General features: G+C 64.3%; 14 protein-coding genes. 3 read left to right on the top strand and 11 right to left on the bottom strand.

Annotated elements, in window-relative coordinates; genetic code table 11:
- Nucleotides 1-392: 392 nt before the first annotated feature.
- The 6 genes from AAC640_RS11725 to AAC640_RS11700 form a co-directional block, all read right to left on the bottom strand.
- Nucleotides 393-2,465, bottom strand: coding sequence for a transglycosylase domain-containing protein (locus tag AAC640_RS11725; protein WP_340266463.1), 2,073 nt, complete (start codon nucleotides 2,463-2,465; stop codon nucleotides 393-395).
- 111 nt (nucleotides 2,466-2,576) lie between these two features.
- Entirely contained in the window at nucleotides 2,577-2,981 is a 405-nt protein-coding gene (msrB, locus tag AAC640_RS11720; RefSeq protein WP_340266477.1) for a peptide-methionine (R)-S-oxide reductase MsrB, read from the bottom strand.
- Between the two features lie 65 nt (nucleotides 2,982-3,046).
- Nucleotides 3,047-4,072 carry a DNA polymerase III subunit delta gene (holA, locus tag AAC640_RS11715; RefSeq protein ID WP_340266461.1) on the bottom strand — a complete coding sequence of 342 codons (1,026 nt, stop codon included), beginning with the start codon at nucleotides 4,070-4,072 and terminating at the stop codon, nucleotides 3,047-3,049.
- Nucleotides 4,069-4,563 (bottom strand): LPS assembly lipoprotein LptE, encoded by a 495-nt coding sequence (gene lptE / locus AAC640_RS11710; RefSeq protein WP_340266459.1) that lies wholly within the window; start codon nucleotides 4,561-4,563, stop codon nucleotides 4,069-4,071. The genes holA and lptE overlap by 4 nt, the downstream gene beginning before the upstream one ends.
- A gap of 79 nt (nucleotides 4,564-4,642) precedes the next feature.
- The gene (gene leuS, locus AAC640_RS11705; protein WP_340266457.1) at nucleotides 4,643-7,174 is read right to left on the bottom strand and encodes a leucine--tRNA ligase; all 2,532 of its coding nucleotides are present in this window, start codon (nucleotides 7,172-7,174) and stop codon (nucleotides 4,643-4,645) included.
- An 82-nt stretch (nucleotides 7,175-7,256) separates the two neighbouring features.
- Complete coding sequence (locus tag AAC640_RS11700; RefSeq protein ID WP_340266455.1) at nucleotides 7,257-7,706, bottom strand: DUF3576 domain-containing protein; 450 nt, start codon at nucleotides 7,704-7,706, stop codon at nucleotides 7,257-7,259.
- 221 nt (nucleotides 7,707-7,927) lie between these two features.
- Here AAC640_RS11700 and AAC640_RS11695 point away from each other — a divergent pair, with 221 nt between their 5' ends.
- A complete protein-coding gene (locus AAC640_RS11695; protein WP_340266453.1) occupies nucleotides 7,928-8,659 on the top strand; it encodes a hypothetical protein in 732 nt (243 codons plus the stop codon).
- Nucleotides 8,660-8,875: 216 nt separating this feature from the next.
- Here the strand turns inward: AAC640_RS11695 and AAC640_RS11690 are convergent, their stop codons facing one another.
- Nucleotides 8,876-9,430 (bottom strand): thiamine phosphate synthase, encoded by a 555-nt coding sequence (locus AAC640_RS11690; protein WP_340266451.1) that lies wholly within the window; start codon nucleotides 9,428-9,430, stop codon nucleotides 8,876-8,878.
- Between the two features lie 23 nt (nucleotides 9,431-9,453).
- Between AAC640_RS11690 and AAC640_RS11685 the strand changes: the two genes are divergently transcribed.
- On the top strand, nucleotides 9,454-10,188 hold the full coding sequence (locus AAC640_RS11685) for a YggS family pyridoxal phosphate-dependent enzyme (protein ID WP_340266449.1): 735 nt from the start codon (nucleotides 9,454-9,456) through the stop codon (nucleotides 10,186-10,188).
- Here the strand turns inward: AAC640_RS11685 and AAC640_RS11680 are convergent.
- Together AAC640_RS11680 and pdeM are read right to left on the bottom strand one after the other, a co-directional pair.
- Entirely contained in the window at nucleotides 10,166-12,931 is a 2,766-nt protein-coding gene (locus AAC640_RS11680) for a TonB-dependent receptor (RefSeq protein ID WP_340266447.1), read from the bottom strand. The two genes, AAC640_RS11685 and AAC640_RS11680, sit on opposite strands and share 23 nt — an antisense overlap.
- A gap of 188 nt (nucleotides 12,932-13,119) precedes the next feature.
- Nucleotides 13,120-13,779, bottom strand: a complete 660-nt coding sequence (gene pdeM / locus AAC640_RS11675) for a ligase-associated DNA damage response endonuclease PdeM (RefSeq protein ID WP_340266445.1) — start codon at nucleotides 13,777-13,779, stop codon at nucleotides 13,120-13,122.
- Between the two features lie 65 nt (nucleotides 13,780-13,844).
- On the opposite strand from pdeM, the gene trhO reads away from it, so the two are divergent.
- Nucleotides 13,845-14,651, top strand: a complete 807-nt coding sequence (gene trhO, locus AAC640_RS11670) for an oxygen-dependent tRNA uridine(34) hydroxylase TrhO (protein ID WP_340266443.1) — start codon at nucleotides 13,845-13,847, stop codon at nucleotides 14,649-14,651.
- Nucleotides 14,652-14,658: 7 nt separating this feature from the next.
- Here the strand turns inward: trhO and AAC640_RS11665 are convergent, their stop codons facing one another.
- Both AAC640_RS11665 and AAC640_RS11660 read right to left on the bottom strand, forming a co-directional pair.
- The gene (locus AAC640_RS11665; protein WP_340266441.1) at nucleotides 14,659-15,369 is read right to left on the bottom strand and encodes a M48 family metallopeptidase; all 711 of its coding nucleotides are present in this window, start codon (nucleotides 15,367-15,369) and stop codon (nucleotides 14,659-14,661) included.
- Entirely contained in the window at nucleotides 15,350-15,775 is a 426-nt protein-coding gene (locus AAC640_RS11660) for a YcgN family cysteine cluster protein (protein WP_340266439.1), read from the bottom strand. Before AAC640_RS11660 ends, AAC640_RS11665 begins: the two co-directional genes overlap by 20 nt.

Below are 15,775 nucleotides of genomic sequence, written 5' to 3'. Positions count from 1 at the left end.
CAACGAGAAGCCATAGATTCAGAAATTTACCGCCTTGGGAATCCCCCTCGTGAGTCAGCATCACTGGTGGTTGGTATTAGGGGCGCATCGCGCGGATCCGAATGGGGTCGATCAGCCTTCCCGGCATCCCTGCCATGTTTGCCGACGCCCGGCCATTTGCGGAATTGGGACTGAGCGAAAAGCCCGCGCTGCTACCGGCATCCAGGCGCTCAGGATGTTCGATCGGGTCGCGATCGATTTCGGCCGGGGAAAGGTCAATTTCCTGATGCCCGACGCCAGCGCCTTGGATGTGCCCGGCTTGCCTCCGCTCGTCAGGCCAGGGGCTAAGTCCACGCCCTCCCCGTCCACGCCAGATCAGGGGCCAACACGCCTACGATGAACGTGGGCTATCCTCAATGCGGGGACTGTTGCGGCTGCCGATTGCGCCCCAACACATTGTCGATCCATTGCTGGTCAAGGCGGGGCGGACTCGGCCGCGCGGGAGCAGCCTGCGGCGAGGGCTGCGCACCGTCTGTCTGATCTTCGTCCCCTTGGTCCTGCTGCTGTGGGGGCTGTTGGCGGGAATCGATCGGCAGGCCATTCTCGTCGACCATCATGCCGCCCCCCGTGCCATTGTCCGGCTGGCCATAATAGGCTTCCTCATCCGGTTCGAGCTGCCATTCAGGGAGCGTCACCTGGGTTTCAAACTGTTCGACCGGCCGGTTCGCGACAGCAACCTTCATGTAATCGGCAAAGGCTCGCGCCGGGGCACGACCGCCCTGCAGCACGCCGACGGGGCGCGCATCGTCCCTTCCCATCCAGACGCCTGTGGTGATGCCACTGGAAAAGCCCAGGAACCAGCCGTCCTTGTTGCTGCTGGTGGTGCCGGTCTTGCCTGCCACGGGGCGGCCGATCTGCGCCGCTTTGCCGGTGCCGGTGCTGACTGCCGTCTGCATGAGGTCGGTCATGCCGGCGGCAACCCAGGGAGCGACCAGAACGCGGCTGGTATCATCCTGATGCTGATAGAGCAGCCGTCCGTCAGCGGTCGTGACCTTGGTGATGCCGTAGGGCGTTACCGCCACCCCCTTGCGCGCGATCGAGGCGAAGGCGCGGGTCATGTCGATGAGGCGCACGTCCGACGTGCCCAGTACCATTGATGGATGCGTGTTGATCGGCGTGGTGATGCCGAACCGGCGCGCCATGTCGGCGACTGTGGGAAAGCCAACCTCGACGCCCAGCTGCGCTGCCACCGTGTTGATGGAATAGGCAAAGGCAGTACGGACATCGATCTCGCCCGAATAGCGGCCGGAGCTGTTGCGCGGGCTCCAGCCGTTTATCGTGACCGGCTTGTCGGTCACGCTGGTGTCCGGCGTATAACCGGCCTCCAGCGCAGCCATATAGACAAATATCTTCCAGGCCGACCCCGGCTGGCGCGTGGCGGTGGTGGCGCGGTTATAATTTGACGTGACATAGTCGAGCCCGCCGACCATCGCCCGCACGGCGCCGTCGCGGTCGAGGGAGACGAGAGATCCCTGCGCGCCCGGAGGAGCATTCGCCTGGATCGCTGCGGTCGCAGCCTTCTGCATACCGAGGTCGATGGTGGTGTAGACTTCAAGTGGTTCATTGGGCTCGTCGACCAGCACGTCGAGCTGCGGCAATGCCCAATCGGTGAAATAGCGCACACTGTTCTGGTTGGGTTCGGGCGCCATCCTGACGCTTTGCAGGTCAGCATTGGCCCGCTGCGCCGCGGTAATGGCGCCATTTTCCTGCATGAGATCCAGCACCACGCCGGCGCGGCCGACCGCGGCATCGGCGTCGGCGGTGGGCGAATAGCTCGACGGCGCCTTGACCAGGCCCGCGATAATCGCGGCCTCGGGAAGGCGCAGCGTCGTCGCGGGATGGCCGAAGAATTTGCGCGATGCGGCGTCGATGCCGTAGGCGCCGCCGCCGAAATAGACCTTGTTGAGATAGAGTTCGAGGATCTGGCGTTTGGAAAATTTGCGTTCCAGCGCCAGCGCCAGCACCATCTCCCGCACTTTGCGGCCCCAGCTGTAGCTGTTGTTGAGGAAGATGTTGCGTGTCACCTGCTGGGTGATCGTCGAAGCGCCCTGCCAGCGCCGTCCCTTGCCGCGATTTTCCAGCGCCACCCAGGTCGCGCGCGCCATGCCGACCGGGTCGACCCCGGGGTGCAGGTAGAAACGCTTGTCCTCCGTGGAGATCATCGCATCAACCATGACCTGTGGGATCTGGTCATAGGACATCCATCGGCCAAAGCTGGGACCCAGCGACACGATCACGCTGCCGTCGGCGGCGTGAACCCGGATCATCTGGCCGTTGGGAGAGGATTTGAGCGATTCATAATCCGGTAGCGACTGATAGGCGATGGCGACCGCGACGCCGATCGCGAACAAGCCGCCAACGACCGCGACCAGCCCGAATTTCACCAGCCGAACCAGCCAGAGCTTTGCTTTGCTTTTCCCTGCCATCTATGCTGCCGGACCCGCGCTGAATGAAGGGGAAGCCTGCGGAAACAGGCGCCAGCCACCCCAAAGATGCTGACTGCTCAAGAGCAGGGCCGCTTTACCGGGGATGAACGATTATTCAACCTCGTCGCGCGGTTTGAAGTCCAGCGACGCGCTGTTCATGCAATAACGCAGGCCGTTGACACCTGGACCATCGGGGAAGACATGACCCAGATGCCCTTCGCATTTGGCGCAGCGCACTTCTGTGCGGATCATACCGTGGCTCATGTCGCGGATCTCCTCGACCGCATCGATGTCCACCGGCGCGGTGAAGCTGGGCCAGCCCGAGCCGCTGTCATATTTTTCTTCGGCGTCGAACAGTTCAGCGCCGCAACCGGCGCAATAATAGCGGCCGTCGGCCTTGTTGTTGTTATATTTGCCCGTGAAGGCGCGCTCTGTCCCCGCCTCCCTCAGGACATGATATTGTTCGGAGGAAAGGCGCTCGCGCCATTCGGCATCGGTCAGGGTGAGCTTGTCCATGCCCGGCAATATGGCGCGGCGCTTGCGCGCGATCAAGCGGGTAGCAGCAAGGCCATCCGCACCGGCTAGCGTGCCCGCGCCGCCTTTCGGGCAATCGCCAGCAGTTCGTGGCGCACCAGCAGGTCGCCGATGCCGCCGCTGGATCGGCTGGCCCGCTCCGCCTGTGAGAGGCGCTGAATAACGCGGGCGATGCCGTCCGCATCCCACAGGCGCAGCTGTCGCGTCACCACGGCCTTTTCCTTCCAGAACACCTGTTTGCCCGCCGCTTCCACCGCCGCTTCGAGCCGGCCGCTCTGGTCGAAACTGGCGCGTATGTTGGCGAGCAGCATCGCTCGGCTGAGCAGCGGGCGAAGCACGGCGGCCATCGCCGTCCCGATCTGCGCCAGCCGCCCCAGCTCGCGGTGCATGGCGCGCAGGTCGCCGCCCAGCACCGCATTGACCAATGGCGCCACGTCGGCGTCGAGATTGTCGGCGGACAGCGCGTCCAGCGCCTCGGCCGTGGCGTCTCGCGGACGATCCGGTGCTGCGTCGAGATAGAGGATGAGCTTCTCGATCTCGCCCCCCATCAAAGCGCGATCGCCGCTGGCAAGCTCAACGATACGCCGCGCGAGGTCGGACGACAGGCGCAGGCCCCCTTCCCATGCCATGGCGACGGCGATCTGCTCGGCTTCCCGCGCCTCCGGCTGATAGGAAGCAAAGGCCATGGCGCGCGGACTGTCGGTAGCGAGTTTCAGCAGCTTGGACGTGCCCTTGAGCGCGCCGGCGGTGGCGACGACCGGATTGCCGGCCGCTTCCGCTTCCAACAGCGCGACAAGCGCAGGCAGCGATTCCTCGCCGATGCCGCTGATCCGCACCCAGCGCCTGTCACCGAACATGGAAAAGGCCGCCGCCTCGTCCGACAGCCGCGCCGGGTCCTCGCGCAGGGTGGGACCATCAAGGTCAATGCGCTCCGCCTGCGCGCCCATCGCATGCTCCAGCCGCTTGGCGAGTGCCGCACTCCCCGCTTCGTCGGGGCCGTGCAGCAGGAAGAAGCGGATGTCGGCAGGCTGCGCGTCGAGCGCTTTTTCAATCTGGCCCCGATTGGCCTTCAAGGCCGATCGCTCCGCGCCGCGAACAAGGCAAGGCGGGCGACAATTTCGTCCGCGATCGTCTGCGACAGCCGCTCAAGCGCGGTGTCTTCAGCGGCGATCGTGGCATATTCACTGGAGGTAACGTCGATGCCGGCGTCCGACCCGGCGGTGTCGTCGATGACCTGCGCGCCGGTCGCGGCGTCGAAAAGCTGATAACGCGCCCGGAGCGTGCGCCTTTCGCGCGTGACCGCCGCGTCGGACCGCAGGCCAAAGCCGCTGATCTGATCGTCCAGCTTCACCACAAGCCGGTATGCCGAGCCGCTACCATTCATCGCCGAGAGACGGTCGTTGAGCGCATTGCGCACGAGCCAGCCCGCCTTGCCCTCGATAGGCGCAATCTCGACCTTGCCCAGTTTTTGCGCGACCGGCCCGTGGCCGCCGCCGCTGTAGACCGGATGCAGCCCACAGGCAGACAGGGCGGCAAGGGCGAGGAGAGACAAAATGCGCTTCATGGCCAATCCTATATCCATTCGGGCTACGCTTGTCGAAGCCGGCGCGCGTCGTTCCACGGGTTCAGCTAACCGGGTGTTCCTAGATCACCAGGTTCACGAGACGATCCGGTACCACGATCACCTTTTTGGGCGTGGCGCCATCCAGCGTCCGCATCACATTGGGCGCCGCCAAAGCGAGCCTTTCCAACTCATCCTTGGGCGTGCCCTTGGGGACCGTGATGGTGTCGCGCAGCTTGCCCATGACCTGGCAGGCGACCGTCACTTCATCCTCGACCAGCAGCGCGGCATCGACCGTGGGCCACGCGGCATCGGCGATCAGCCCCTGCTCGCCCATCTCGGCCCATGCTTCTTCCGCAAGATGCGGGGTCATCGGCGCGACAAGCAGCGCCAGCGCGCGGATTGCGGCGGACCGGCTGGCCGAGGGCCTGGCCTTTTCGACCGCGTTGGTCAGTTCGTAGATCTTGGCGACTGCCTTATTGAAGGACAGCGCCTCGATATCCTTCGCAACACCGTCGATCGTCTGGTGCAGCTTGCGGTCGAGCGCCCGATCCCGACCAGAAACGTCGTCGCCTTCGCCCGACTTGTCCGCCTCGCCGAAAAGGCGCCACAGGCGGTTCACGAAGCGCCAGCTGCCCTCGATCCCGCTTTCGGTCCAGGGCAGGTCGCGCTCGGGCGGGCTGTCGGACAGCATGAACCAGCGCACGGCGTCCGCGCCATATTGGGCGATGATGTCATCGGGATCGACGACATTCTTCTTGGACTTGGACATTTTCTCGACCCGGCCGACCGTGACTGGCGCGCCGCCGTCCAGCATCACCACCTTGTCGCCTTGCCGCTCCACATTCTGGGGGGCGAGCCAGGCACCTTCGGGTGACTTATAGGTCTCATGCGTCACCATGCCTTGGGTGAAAAGGCCGGTGAAGGGTTCGGCAAAGCCGATCTGCCCCATATGCTGGAGGGCGCGGGTCCAGAAGCGGGCGTAGAGAAGATGCAGGATCGCATGTTCCACGCCGCCGATATATTGCCCGACCGGCAGCCATTTTTCTACCGTTTCGCGGTCGAAAGGCATGTCCTTGGGCTGGCTGGCAAAGCGGATGAAATACCAGCTTGAGTCCGCAAAGGTGTCCAGCGTGTCGGTTTCGCGCCGGGCCGGCTCGCCGCATCTGGGACAGTCGACATGCTTCCAGGTCGGATGCCGGTCGAGCGGATTGCCCGGAATGTCGAAGCTGACATCTTCGGGCAGCACCACCGGCAGCTGGTACTTGGGCACGCCTACCGCGCCGCAGTCGTCGCAATGGATGACCGGTATCGGCGTGCCCCAATAGCGCTGGCGGGACACGCCCCAGTCGCGCAGGCGGAAGACGGTCGTGCCGGTGCCCCAGCCCCCTTCTTCGGCGCGGCGGATGACCTCGGCCTTCGCCTCCTCTACGCTCATGCCATTGAGGAAATCGGAATTCACAAGGCGGCCGGGGCCGGTATAGGCCTCGTCCGCGATGCCCTTGGCCTCGTCGCCTTCGGCGGCAACAACGCGCTCGGCGGGCAGCATATATTTGCGCGCGAAGTCGAGGTCGCGCTGGTCATGGCCCGGCACCGCCATGACGGCGCCAGTGCCGTAATCCATCAGCACGAAATTCGCGACGAACAGCGGTAGCTTGCGGCCAGTGAAAGGATGGATCACCGATCGCCCGGTGTCATATCCCTTCTTCTCCTGCGTTTCGATCTCGGCGGCGGCGGTGCCGGTGTGGCGGCATTCCTCAGCGAAGGCCGCCAAAGCGGGGTCCTTCGCCTCCAGTGCCAGCGCAATCGGGTGATCCGCCGCGATCGCCGCGAAGCTCGCGCCGAAAATGGTGTCGGGACGGGTGGAAAAGACTTCCAGTTCCTCGACCCCTTCGACTGACTCGTCCAGCCTGAAGCGGAATTGCAGGCCGACCGATTTGCCGATCCAGTTTTCCTGCATCAGCCGCACCTTTTCGGGCCACTGGTCGAGCGTCTTGAGACCGTCAAGCAAGTCGTTGGCGAACTGGGTGATCTTGAGAAACCATTGGGAGAGCTTGCGCTTTTCCACCGGCGCGCCCGATCGCCAACCCTTGCCGTCAATCACCTGCTCATTGGCCAGAACGGTCATGTCTACCGGGTCCCAGTTGACCGCGCTTTCCTTGCGATAAACTAGGCCCGCTTCCAGCATGTCGAGGAACAGCGCCTGTTCATGGCCATAATAGTCCGGCTCGCAGGTCGCGAGTTCGCGGCTCCAGTCGAGCGCGAAGCCGAGCTTCTTGAGCTGCGCGCGCATAGTCGCGATGTTGGAGCGCGTCCATGCACCGGGATGGACCTTCTTTTCCATCGCGGCGTTCTCGGCCGGCATGCCAAAGGCGTCCCAGCCCATCGGATGCAGCACTTCATGCCCTGTCATGCGGCGGAAACGCGCCAGCACGTCGCCCATCGAATAATTGCGGACATGGCCGATATGGATGCGTCCCGAAGGATAAGGGAACATTTCGAGCACGTAGGAGCGGGGCTTGTCGCTGCTGTCCGACGCCTTGAACGTCTGCTTCTCGTCCCAGACGGCCTGCCAACGGGCATCGGCCTCAAGCGGGTTGAAGCGCCTTTGCATGAATGTGAAGTCCTCGAAAATGCAGTCAGGCCGAGCTTTCGCAAGCCCGGCCCGTTTCGTCAAATGGATGGGGTCGGGCCGCTCAGCTCGCGATCGCCATGCGGCGAAGGTCGCGCGCCTTCGTGAGGATAATTTCCTCCAGCTTCTGAACGGTCGCCGCCTGCACCGGCGCGTCAACCCACTGACCGTTCTGGCTGACCTGACGGCTGGCGGCGACGCGCACCGCATCCGCGCGCAGATCCTGGTCCAGGATCGACACCGTCAGCTTCATCCGCTCGTTCGGGCTGTTTGGGTTGGCATACCAGTCGGTGACGATCACGCCGCCGTTGGAATCCGTCTGCGCCATCGGCATGAAGGAGAGCGTATCCAACGCCGCGCGCCACAAATAGGCATTTACGCCGATCGTCGTGACCTTGGAAGCGGCGAGGTCGGCCTTGGGCCGGTCCTTCGCCCCACCTCCGCAAGCAGCCAGGGGCAGGAGGGCGGCCAGCAGCAGACCGGCGGAAACAGAGGCAGGAAGGCGGCGGACCATCGAAAATGTCCCATATTGGAAAAAACGCTCCGCTTCTATAGAGGACGCGCAGCAATGGGCAAGGGGGCCGCTCACCGCCGCAGGTGACCGCTTCCGGGAGCCGTTGGAAAGTCTGTGTGTTCCATGCAACAGCCGGGCAAAAAGAGCATGGCGCCCTGTCCTTTTCGCCGCTTAGCGCGTAGAAGGTTTGAAAATTAGTCGGTGGGGAAGAGATTCGCGTCATGCGTGTGAACAGGGGATATTTGGCATTGGCAGGCTCGGCTGTCGCCGTGGCAGGCTTTGCGCTGTCTCCCGCACTCGGCGCAGCTACGGACCTGATACGATTTCGGGCTGACGTTCCTGTCTCGCTCGGCGCGCTCGGTAGCATTTCCTCTTTCACGCCGACCACCAAGGATCCGCGCCTTGCCGCGGCCTACGCGCGGATCGCGGCATCGGCCGGGCGCCAGAGCTTCCGTTTCACGCCGACCAGCGGGTCGATGAGCGGTCAGCGCTCCGTAACGGTTATGGTGCGTGCGGCTGATCTGAACGATCGCGTGACAGTCAGCCGGACGATCGACATGGTCAACATCGCGCCGGTCGCCTTCAGCCTGAACAGCGCGCATAATTGGCGCAAGTTCGCGTTGCCCGAAGCGGTCGGCCACAAGGAACTGGATCCTGTTTCGATCGACCAGATGGCTGGCGCGAAAAATTTCTCGCTGGATCAGGGCAGCAAGACTCGTTTCAGCACCAAGGCGATTATCGAGAGCCGTCGCGATCCCGGCACGGCGGTCAAGTCCGCCAGCGCGGACAAGGATTATTCGCTGGATCTCGCCAGTTCCTATTCGCTGACGCGCAATCTGAACGTCACCGCTGGGCTGCGCTACAATAACAGCGTGATCGGCCGACTGACGCCGATGACCGACGACCGTCAGGACAATCAGGCGGTCTATCTGGGCACGGTCTTCAAATTCTGATCTGCTGATGGACGCGGGGACGTTCCTGTTTCCGCTGAATTGCCTGAGCATCCGGGCCTGCATGGCTGATGGCGAGCGGCGGCGCATGTGCGCCGTCAGCCGGGTCGCAATTTCCCGTCGAGACGGTCGGCGCACTCATGCCTGAGCTCGGCGCGACCCTGCATTAGCGCACGCAGTTCCATCTCGTTCAAAATACCTGCGGCTTGTTGTGAGCCGCTAGTCCATCAGCCCGTCGATCGCCGCCCACCCGGCTGCACCAAGAAGGCGCAGCATCCTGCGATGCCTGGGCCGGACGCCGCCAAGCGCCATGACAGGCATCGGCGCGCAATGTGCCAGCCTGGCGAAGCGCACGCGGCCCAATGCTCCGGCGCCGGGGTGCGAACGCGTGTGGAACAGTGGGGACAAGAAAATGAGGTCTGCGCCGGCACGGATTGCCATTGCCAGTTCGCGCGCATCATGCACCGCCATGCTGTGAAACGCACGTCGTGCTGCCCTGCTCCCGCTTCTCCCATGCCAGCCGTCCGCACCCCAGGACAGTGCCTGACGCTCTGACCCGGCGAGCAGCAGCAACAGGCGCCGCCGCCGCGCGGTCACCCTCATACGGTCGAACAGCGCGCGGCGGTCCTGCCCGCCGCTGCGGTGATGGCGAAAGAGGACGCCGGCCTGTCCCGATGGCAGGCGCTCTGCGGCTGCGAGCAGCGCGTCGGGCCCCACCCGCTCGTCGGTCACCAGCCACAAGGACGGGAGATTTTTGGCGTAGCGATGGCTCATCACCCTCGCCTATAGCAGGCGCCATGACCAGCGACAGCCTAGAAGCCACCGTCCGCCTTTCCGCCGTGCACGACACTATGGGCCGCGCCGCCCGCCTCACCGGCCGCAGCGCGAGCGACATCCGCCTGATCGCGGTGTCAAAGACGCAGGACGCCGCCGCCATACGGCCGCTGATTGCAGCGGGGCAGCGCATCTTTGGCGAAAACCGGGTGCAGGAAGCCCAGGCCAAATGGCCCGATTTACGCGCGGAAACGCACGACATCAGCCTGCATCTGGTCGGGCAACTCCAGTCCAACAAGGCGGCCGACGCCGTCGCATTGTTCGACGTGATCCACTCGCTCGACCGGCCATCGCTGCTGACGGCACTGGCCCGTGCGATGGATGCGGCAGACAAGCGGGTGCCATGCTTTATCCAGGTCAATATCGGCGCGGAGGAACAGAAGGGCGGCTGCCCGATTGCCGACACGCCGGCTCTGATTCGCGCGGCGCGGAAAGCCGACATTCCGGTCGCTGGCCTCATGTGCGTGCCGCCCGCCGCTATCGAGCCCGCGCCCTATTTCGCCCTGCTCGCCAAGATGGCTCGGGAGGAGGGCGTTGACCGGCTTTCCATGGGAATGTCGGGCGACTTCGAAACGGCGATCATGCTGGGCGCGACCGATATCCGGGTAGGCACGGCGCTGTTTGGCGAACGCCCGTCTGCCGCCCGCCCTGTTCCGGCGAGCGGCAGGGGCATGATCAGAAACTCCCGCGCAACGTGATGCCATAGGTTCGGGGTTCCGCGAGATAGGCGGAGATCAACTGGTTCGCCATCGGCGCCCCGCGCGCAAATTGCCCCGTGGTCGAGGTTGTCGGGCTGCTCGACTGCAGCGGGCTGCTGAAGGCGACCTGGGTATAATCCTGGTTGAAGATATTCTGCCCCCAGAATTCGACCGCCCAGCGCTGCTGCGGCCCGCGAATGCCGACGCGCGCGTTGAATACCGCATAGCCGTCCTGCGCCTTCTCGGGGAACAGGTCGGATCCGGTATTGAAGTCTCCGGTCAGGCGCCCGTCGATATAGAAAAGCGCGGAAAGGCCGCTGGAGCCGATCTCCGGGGTCCAGGAAGCGCTGACCGTCGTAACGATTTCAGGCGCCTGAGAATTGATCGAGCCGGGCAGCAGGAACAGCGCCGGATCAAGCGGCACCGCGCCGCTGCTGCTGCCCACCAGCCGGTTGGCGAACTTCGCCCGCGTATAGGTGAGGCCGCCGGCGAAGCGGACATTGCGCACGGGCGACGCGGTCAGTTCCAGTTCCACGCCCTGGCTGATGAGGCCGGGGCCGACATCATCGCTCGCGCAGGTGCGCGCCGCCGTCAGCGCGCTCTCACAGCCGTTGATGTTCTGGACCACGAAGCTGGTGCCGTTGAACGTATTCAGCTGGAAATTCTTGAACTCCTGCCGGAACGCCGCAATATTCGCGCTCCATTTGGGTTGGGCGTATTTGAGGCCGATCTCGAACGCATCGACCTTCTCGGCGGCAAAGCGCAGGCTGGTCACGTCCGCATTGCTGCGCGGCGAAAAGACCGCCGGCACGGGGTTGAGCCCCGTCGATCCCAGCTGGAAACGGTCGAGATTATAGCCGCCCGCCTTGTAGCCTTTCGAATAGCTGCCATAGACAAGCAGCTCCTCGACCGGCTTCCACGAAAGCACAGCCGTACCGGAAAACTCCCCGTTGCTGATCCTGTCATTAAGGTTGAGCGCGTTAAGACCGGTGGACGAATTGCCCAGACATCCCAGCGTCAGAATGCCGCCCGCCAGCGCCGCGGCCGATCCGAGCGCGGGATTGGTCGCCAGCGCGCGCAGGCTGGACGCCTGCAGCGCGGCGCAGGTGGCGTTGTTATTGTTGAAATCCGCCGAAAACCGCTTGCTTTCATGCGTGTAGCGCAGGCCCAGCGTCAGATCGAGCTGCTTGGTGATGTGGATGATATTATGGGTGAAGAGCGCCCAATTCTGGCTCTTCTGATGATATAGCGAAGCGACATCGCCGGTGCCTGAAGGGATCGCCGCCAGCGCGCGCAGGCCGTTGCCGAGCCCGCCGGAGATGAGGCCGGCCTGGGTCGCACCGACGGCAGGTGTCAGGCCGGCATTGAGCTGCGCCTGCGTGCCGCCGATGAGCGCTTGGGTGGCAAGACCGCTGCCGCAAGCCGCCAACTGCTGCGCAGTCAGATTGCTGGTCGCTCCGGCGCCCGCCATGAGGCGGCATGCCGCGAACCGGCCATAGTCGGCGCCGAAGACGATATTGTCTTCCAGCGTCAGCTTTTCGTGCGCATAATAGCCGCCGACCAGCCAGTCGAGGACCTCGCCAAAGGCCGAACCCTGGGCCCGCAATTCCTGGGTGAAGGTGCGGAACTGGCGATAGGTGTTGGGGTCGCGATAAAGCAGGTCGGCGCCGCTATAATCATAATCGCCGTAATCCTGGCTCTTATAGTCGCGATATGCCGAGATGCTGGTCAGCTTGGCGCGGCCCAGATCGTAGTCGACCTGACCCGAAACACCCCAATCCCTGACCTTGCTGACATAGTTGCGGCCTGGCGTGATCTTCAGATTGCGGTCATAGGGATCGGTCGGGAAGACGGTGCCCTGTCCACTGAGGATCGCCGCGATGCGGTTGAACGGCGCGATCGAATACCCCCCGCCCGTCAGCGGCTGCCGTTCGCGCGTTTCGATATAGGCGGCGCCACAACAGCTTTCGTCGCGGTGGGTATAATCGCCGATCAGCCGGATGGAGAGTGCGTCATTGGGCTCGTAGAGAGCTTGACCGCGCAGGAAATAGCGGTCGCGATCATTGGTATCGCCGACCTTTTTGCCGGCCGCATCGACCAGATCAAAGAAGCCGTCCCGCTTCGACCACACGCCGTCCAGGCTGAGCGCCAACTGGTCGGTCACCGGGCCGGTGATGCGGCCAGACAGGCGCCAATAGTCATAATTGCCGTAGGTGACTTCGGCCTTGCCGGCCGCCTTGAATTCCGGCGCCTTGCTGATGACGTTGATGAGACCCGCCGATGCATTGCGGCCGAACAGCGTGCCCTGCGGACCGCGCAGCACCTCGACCCGCTCGATTTCGCCCAGTTCGTTGAGCCCCGCCCCCGTGCGAGACCGGTAGACGCCGTCGATGAAGACCGCGACCGAGCTTTCGAGGCCCGGATTGTCGCCGACCGTGCCTATACCTCGCACGCGCGCCGATGCGTTGGCTTCCGATCCGGTGGAGGAAATGAGCAGCGAGGGTGCCAGCTGGTTGAGGCTGCGAATGTCGCTGGCGCCGCTATTCTGCATAGCCTGCGCGCTGACGGCCGAAACGGCGATCGGCACATCGGACAAAGGACTGGCGCGCCGCGTCGCCGTCACGATGATGACTGTATCGTCCGCCGCGCCCTGGTTGGCACTGTCCTGCGCCTGAGCAGACGAGATCGACGCCACCAGCGCGGCAAAGCCGGCGGACAGCAGCCACAGATTCTTGTGGTTCATGGAGGGCCCTTCTCTCTCCTGCGACGCATGGTTTTTCCATGTCTGCCTGATGGTGCGATTATGCGGCCACAGCGGCGCAAAGGCAAGCGAAGCCAGATTTTCCGGCGTTTTGGTGCCTCGGTCCACTCCTATATTCATGCCTGTTGTTTAACAGCAACAGCTTAAAATCTGCTTTACCTAAGGTTCGGTCACGCCAGGGGAAAGCGCAGCAGACGATCCGCCACGGGAACCAGCGCGCTCGCGCCCGGGCCAACGGCACGACGAATCTCGCCATGGTCCGCGTCGAGGCCGCCAGCAAGCGAGCCCATGGCCGGTAGGATGAGCTTCGTCGGCGACCCCACGAAACAGCGCCGCGACACATGGCGGCCACGCAACGATAGACGGAATTTGGGGTGGAAATGGCCTGAAATTTCCGGACGCGGATCAGCCGCATCGGCTTCGTGCCGCAGCCAGATGCCGTCCACTTCCGCTTCGGCCAGGCGCCGGCCGCCCGGCAAACATGCGACGCTCGCATCGTGATTGCCGGTGATCCACAGCCAGTCGAGCCGCGCGGTCAGCGCCGCAAGCCCGTCGCGCACCGACGGAGACAGACGCGCCGCGCCATCTGCGTCATGGAAACTGTCGCCCAATGCCCAGACGGCACGCGCGCCCGTCCGTTCCACCAGCCTTTGGATCAGGTCCAAAGTCGCCTGGCTGTCATGGGGAGGAAGAAACTGGCCGAAGCGGCTGAACCAGCTTGCCTTTTCGAAATGCAGATCGGCCACCAGCAGTGCCCCGCGCGCCGGCCAGAACAGCGCTGCTTCCGACAGCGCCAGGAAATCATGACCGGCGAACGAAAGGGGAACCATGGCTCGCCTATGCGCCCAAGACGACCGTCTTTCAAGAGGGCCGGCAAGCCGCTATGGCGCGCGGCATGCCTCCAACCTTCACCATCGCCGCGCTTTATCGCTTTGCCAGCTTCGACGATCCACATATGCTGGCCGACGAACTACGCGCCACCTGCGCGCGTATCGGCACCTGCGGCACGCTGATCCTGGCGCGGGAGGGGATCAACGGCACGGTGGCGGGCAACGGGGAAGCGATCGACGCGCTGATCGCCCACATCCGCGCGCTCCCGGGCTGCGCCGATCTCGATGTCAAATATTCGGCGTCGCAGCACGCCCCCTTCGGCAGGATGAAGGTCAAGGTGAAGCGCGAGATCGTGACTCTTGGCGTAGGCGATCTTGACCCGGTCCACGAAGCCGGTCGTCATGTGGATCCCGAAGAGTGGAACGCGCTGATCGCCGACCCCGACACCGTCGTTATCGACACGCGCAACGCCTATGAAATCGCGGTCGGCAGCTTCGCCGGCGCGATCGATCCGGGCACGCGGTCCTTCCGTGACTTTCCCGGCTGGTTCGATGCGTTCGCCGCGGGGTTGCGCGAGGAGGGACGGACGCCGCGCATCGCGATGTTTTGCACCGGCGGCATCCGATGCGAGAAATCGACCGCGCTGGTTCGGTCGCGCGGTTTCGACGAGGTCTATCACCTGCGGGGCGGCATTCTGCGGTATCTGGAGGAAGTCCCCGAGGCGCAGGGCCGATGGCAGGGCGACTGCTATGTCTTTGACGAGCGGGTTGCGGTGGGACATGGGGTGAAACAGGGCCGCCACGTGATCTGCAAGGACTGTGGCCTCGCTCATCGACAGGATGCCGAGCACCGCTGTCCTTCCCCGCTCTGACCCATCTTCATGCAACAAATCGGTGCAGCGCTGCTCCATGGGCGCGTAGCCACGCGCGCGCGGGTTTGGGATCGACGCCCAGGATGCGCGCATGGGCAGCATGGAAGGCCGGGCTGTGGTCCATGTGCAGCAGATGCGCCAGCTCATGTGCGACGGTCGCGCGGCGAACATCGGGCGGGCACAGGATCAACCGCCAGCTGTAGCGGATCGCCCCGCTTGACGCGCAACTGGCCCAGCGGCTGCGTGGATCGCCGATGCCCACCGAGGCGACGATCAGGCCGTGGTCCCGTGCCATGGCATGGCTTTCGGCTTCCAATACAGCCCGCGCACGCGCCCTCAGCCAGCGCAGCACACGAGGGCCGACGGACTGCGCCGCACCCCCGGTGAGCAGCTGGCTGCCTTCGACGCGGATCGTGCGGGCGGTGCCTTCGACCCAGCAGATGCGGACCTCCCGTCCTTCCAGCGGAAAGCAGGCCCCATCCCCCAGCACCACCGTTTCGGGTCGCGCCGCCATCTGTGATCGCACCCAATCCTCATGATCCTGCGCCCAGCCGAGCGCGCGGTTAAGGTTCGCCCTGCTGGGCAGGGACAGCCGCAACTCGCCACGGTCATGGTCCAGTGACAGCCGGTATGTTTTGGCGCGTGCCGATCGCCGAATGCGGACCGGCACGGCCACGCCGTCGACCAGCAGGACCGCCTCAGAGTTCCCGGTCGACAAGATGATGTTCCCAATCACCCGCGTCCGCTTCCGCCACCGTCCAGCCGCGCACGGACTCCCCCGCGCGATGCACCGCTTCGCGATCACCGCAGATCAGATAATGCCAGTGCGGCAACGGCTCTCCCTCTGCCCTTAGACGATAGGCACAAGTGCGGGGCAGCCAGCTGATGGTCTTCACCTTCTGCGGCGTCAGGCGCACGCAATCCGGCACGAAGCGGCGTCGCTCCTTGTAATTGGTGCATTGTCCGCTCTGCCGGTCGAGTAGCCGACAGGCGACATTGGTGGGGTAAATGCGCCCCGTCTCCTCATCCTCGGCCTTATGCAGGCAGCATTTGCCGCAGCCGTCGCACAGCGCCTCCCATTCGGGGCGATCCAGCTTGTCGAGGGGCTTTTCCCAGAAGTCCAA

Origin of the sequence: Sphingobium mellinum (assembly GCF_037860795.1) — a bacterium.
Classification (GTDB): domain Bacteria; phylum Pseudomonadota; class Alphaproteobacteria; order Sphingomonadales; family Sphingomonadaceae; genus Sphingobium; species Sphingobium mellinum.
Note: the sequence above shows the minus strand (reverse complement) of the source record. Positions and strands in the feature narration are given on the sequence as shown.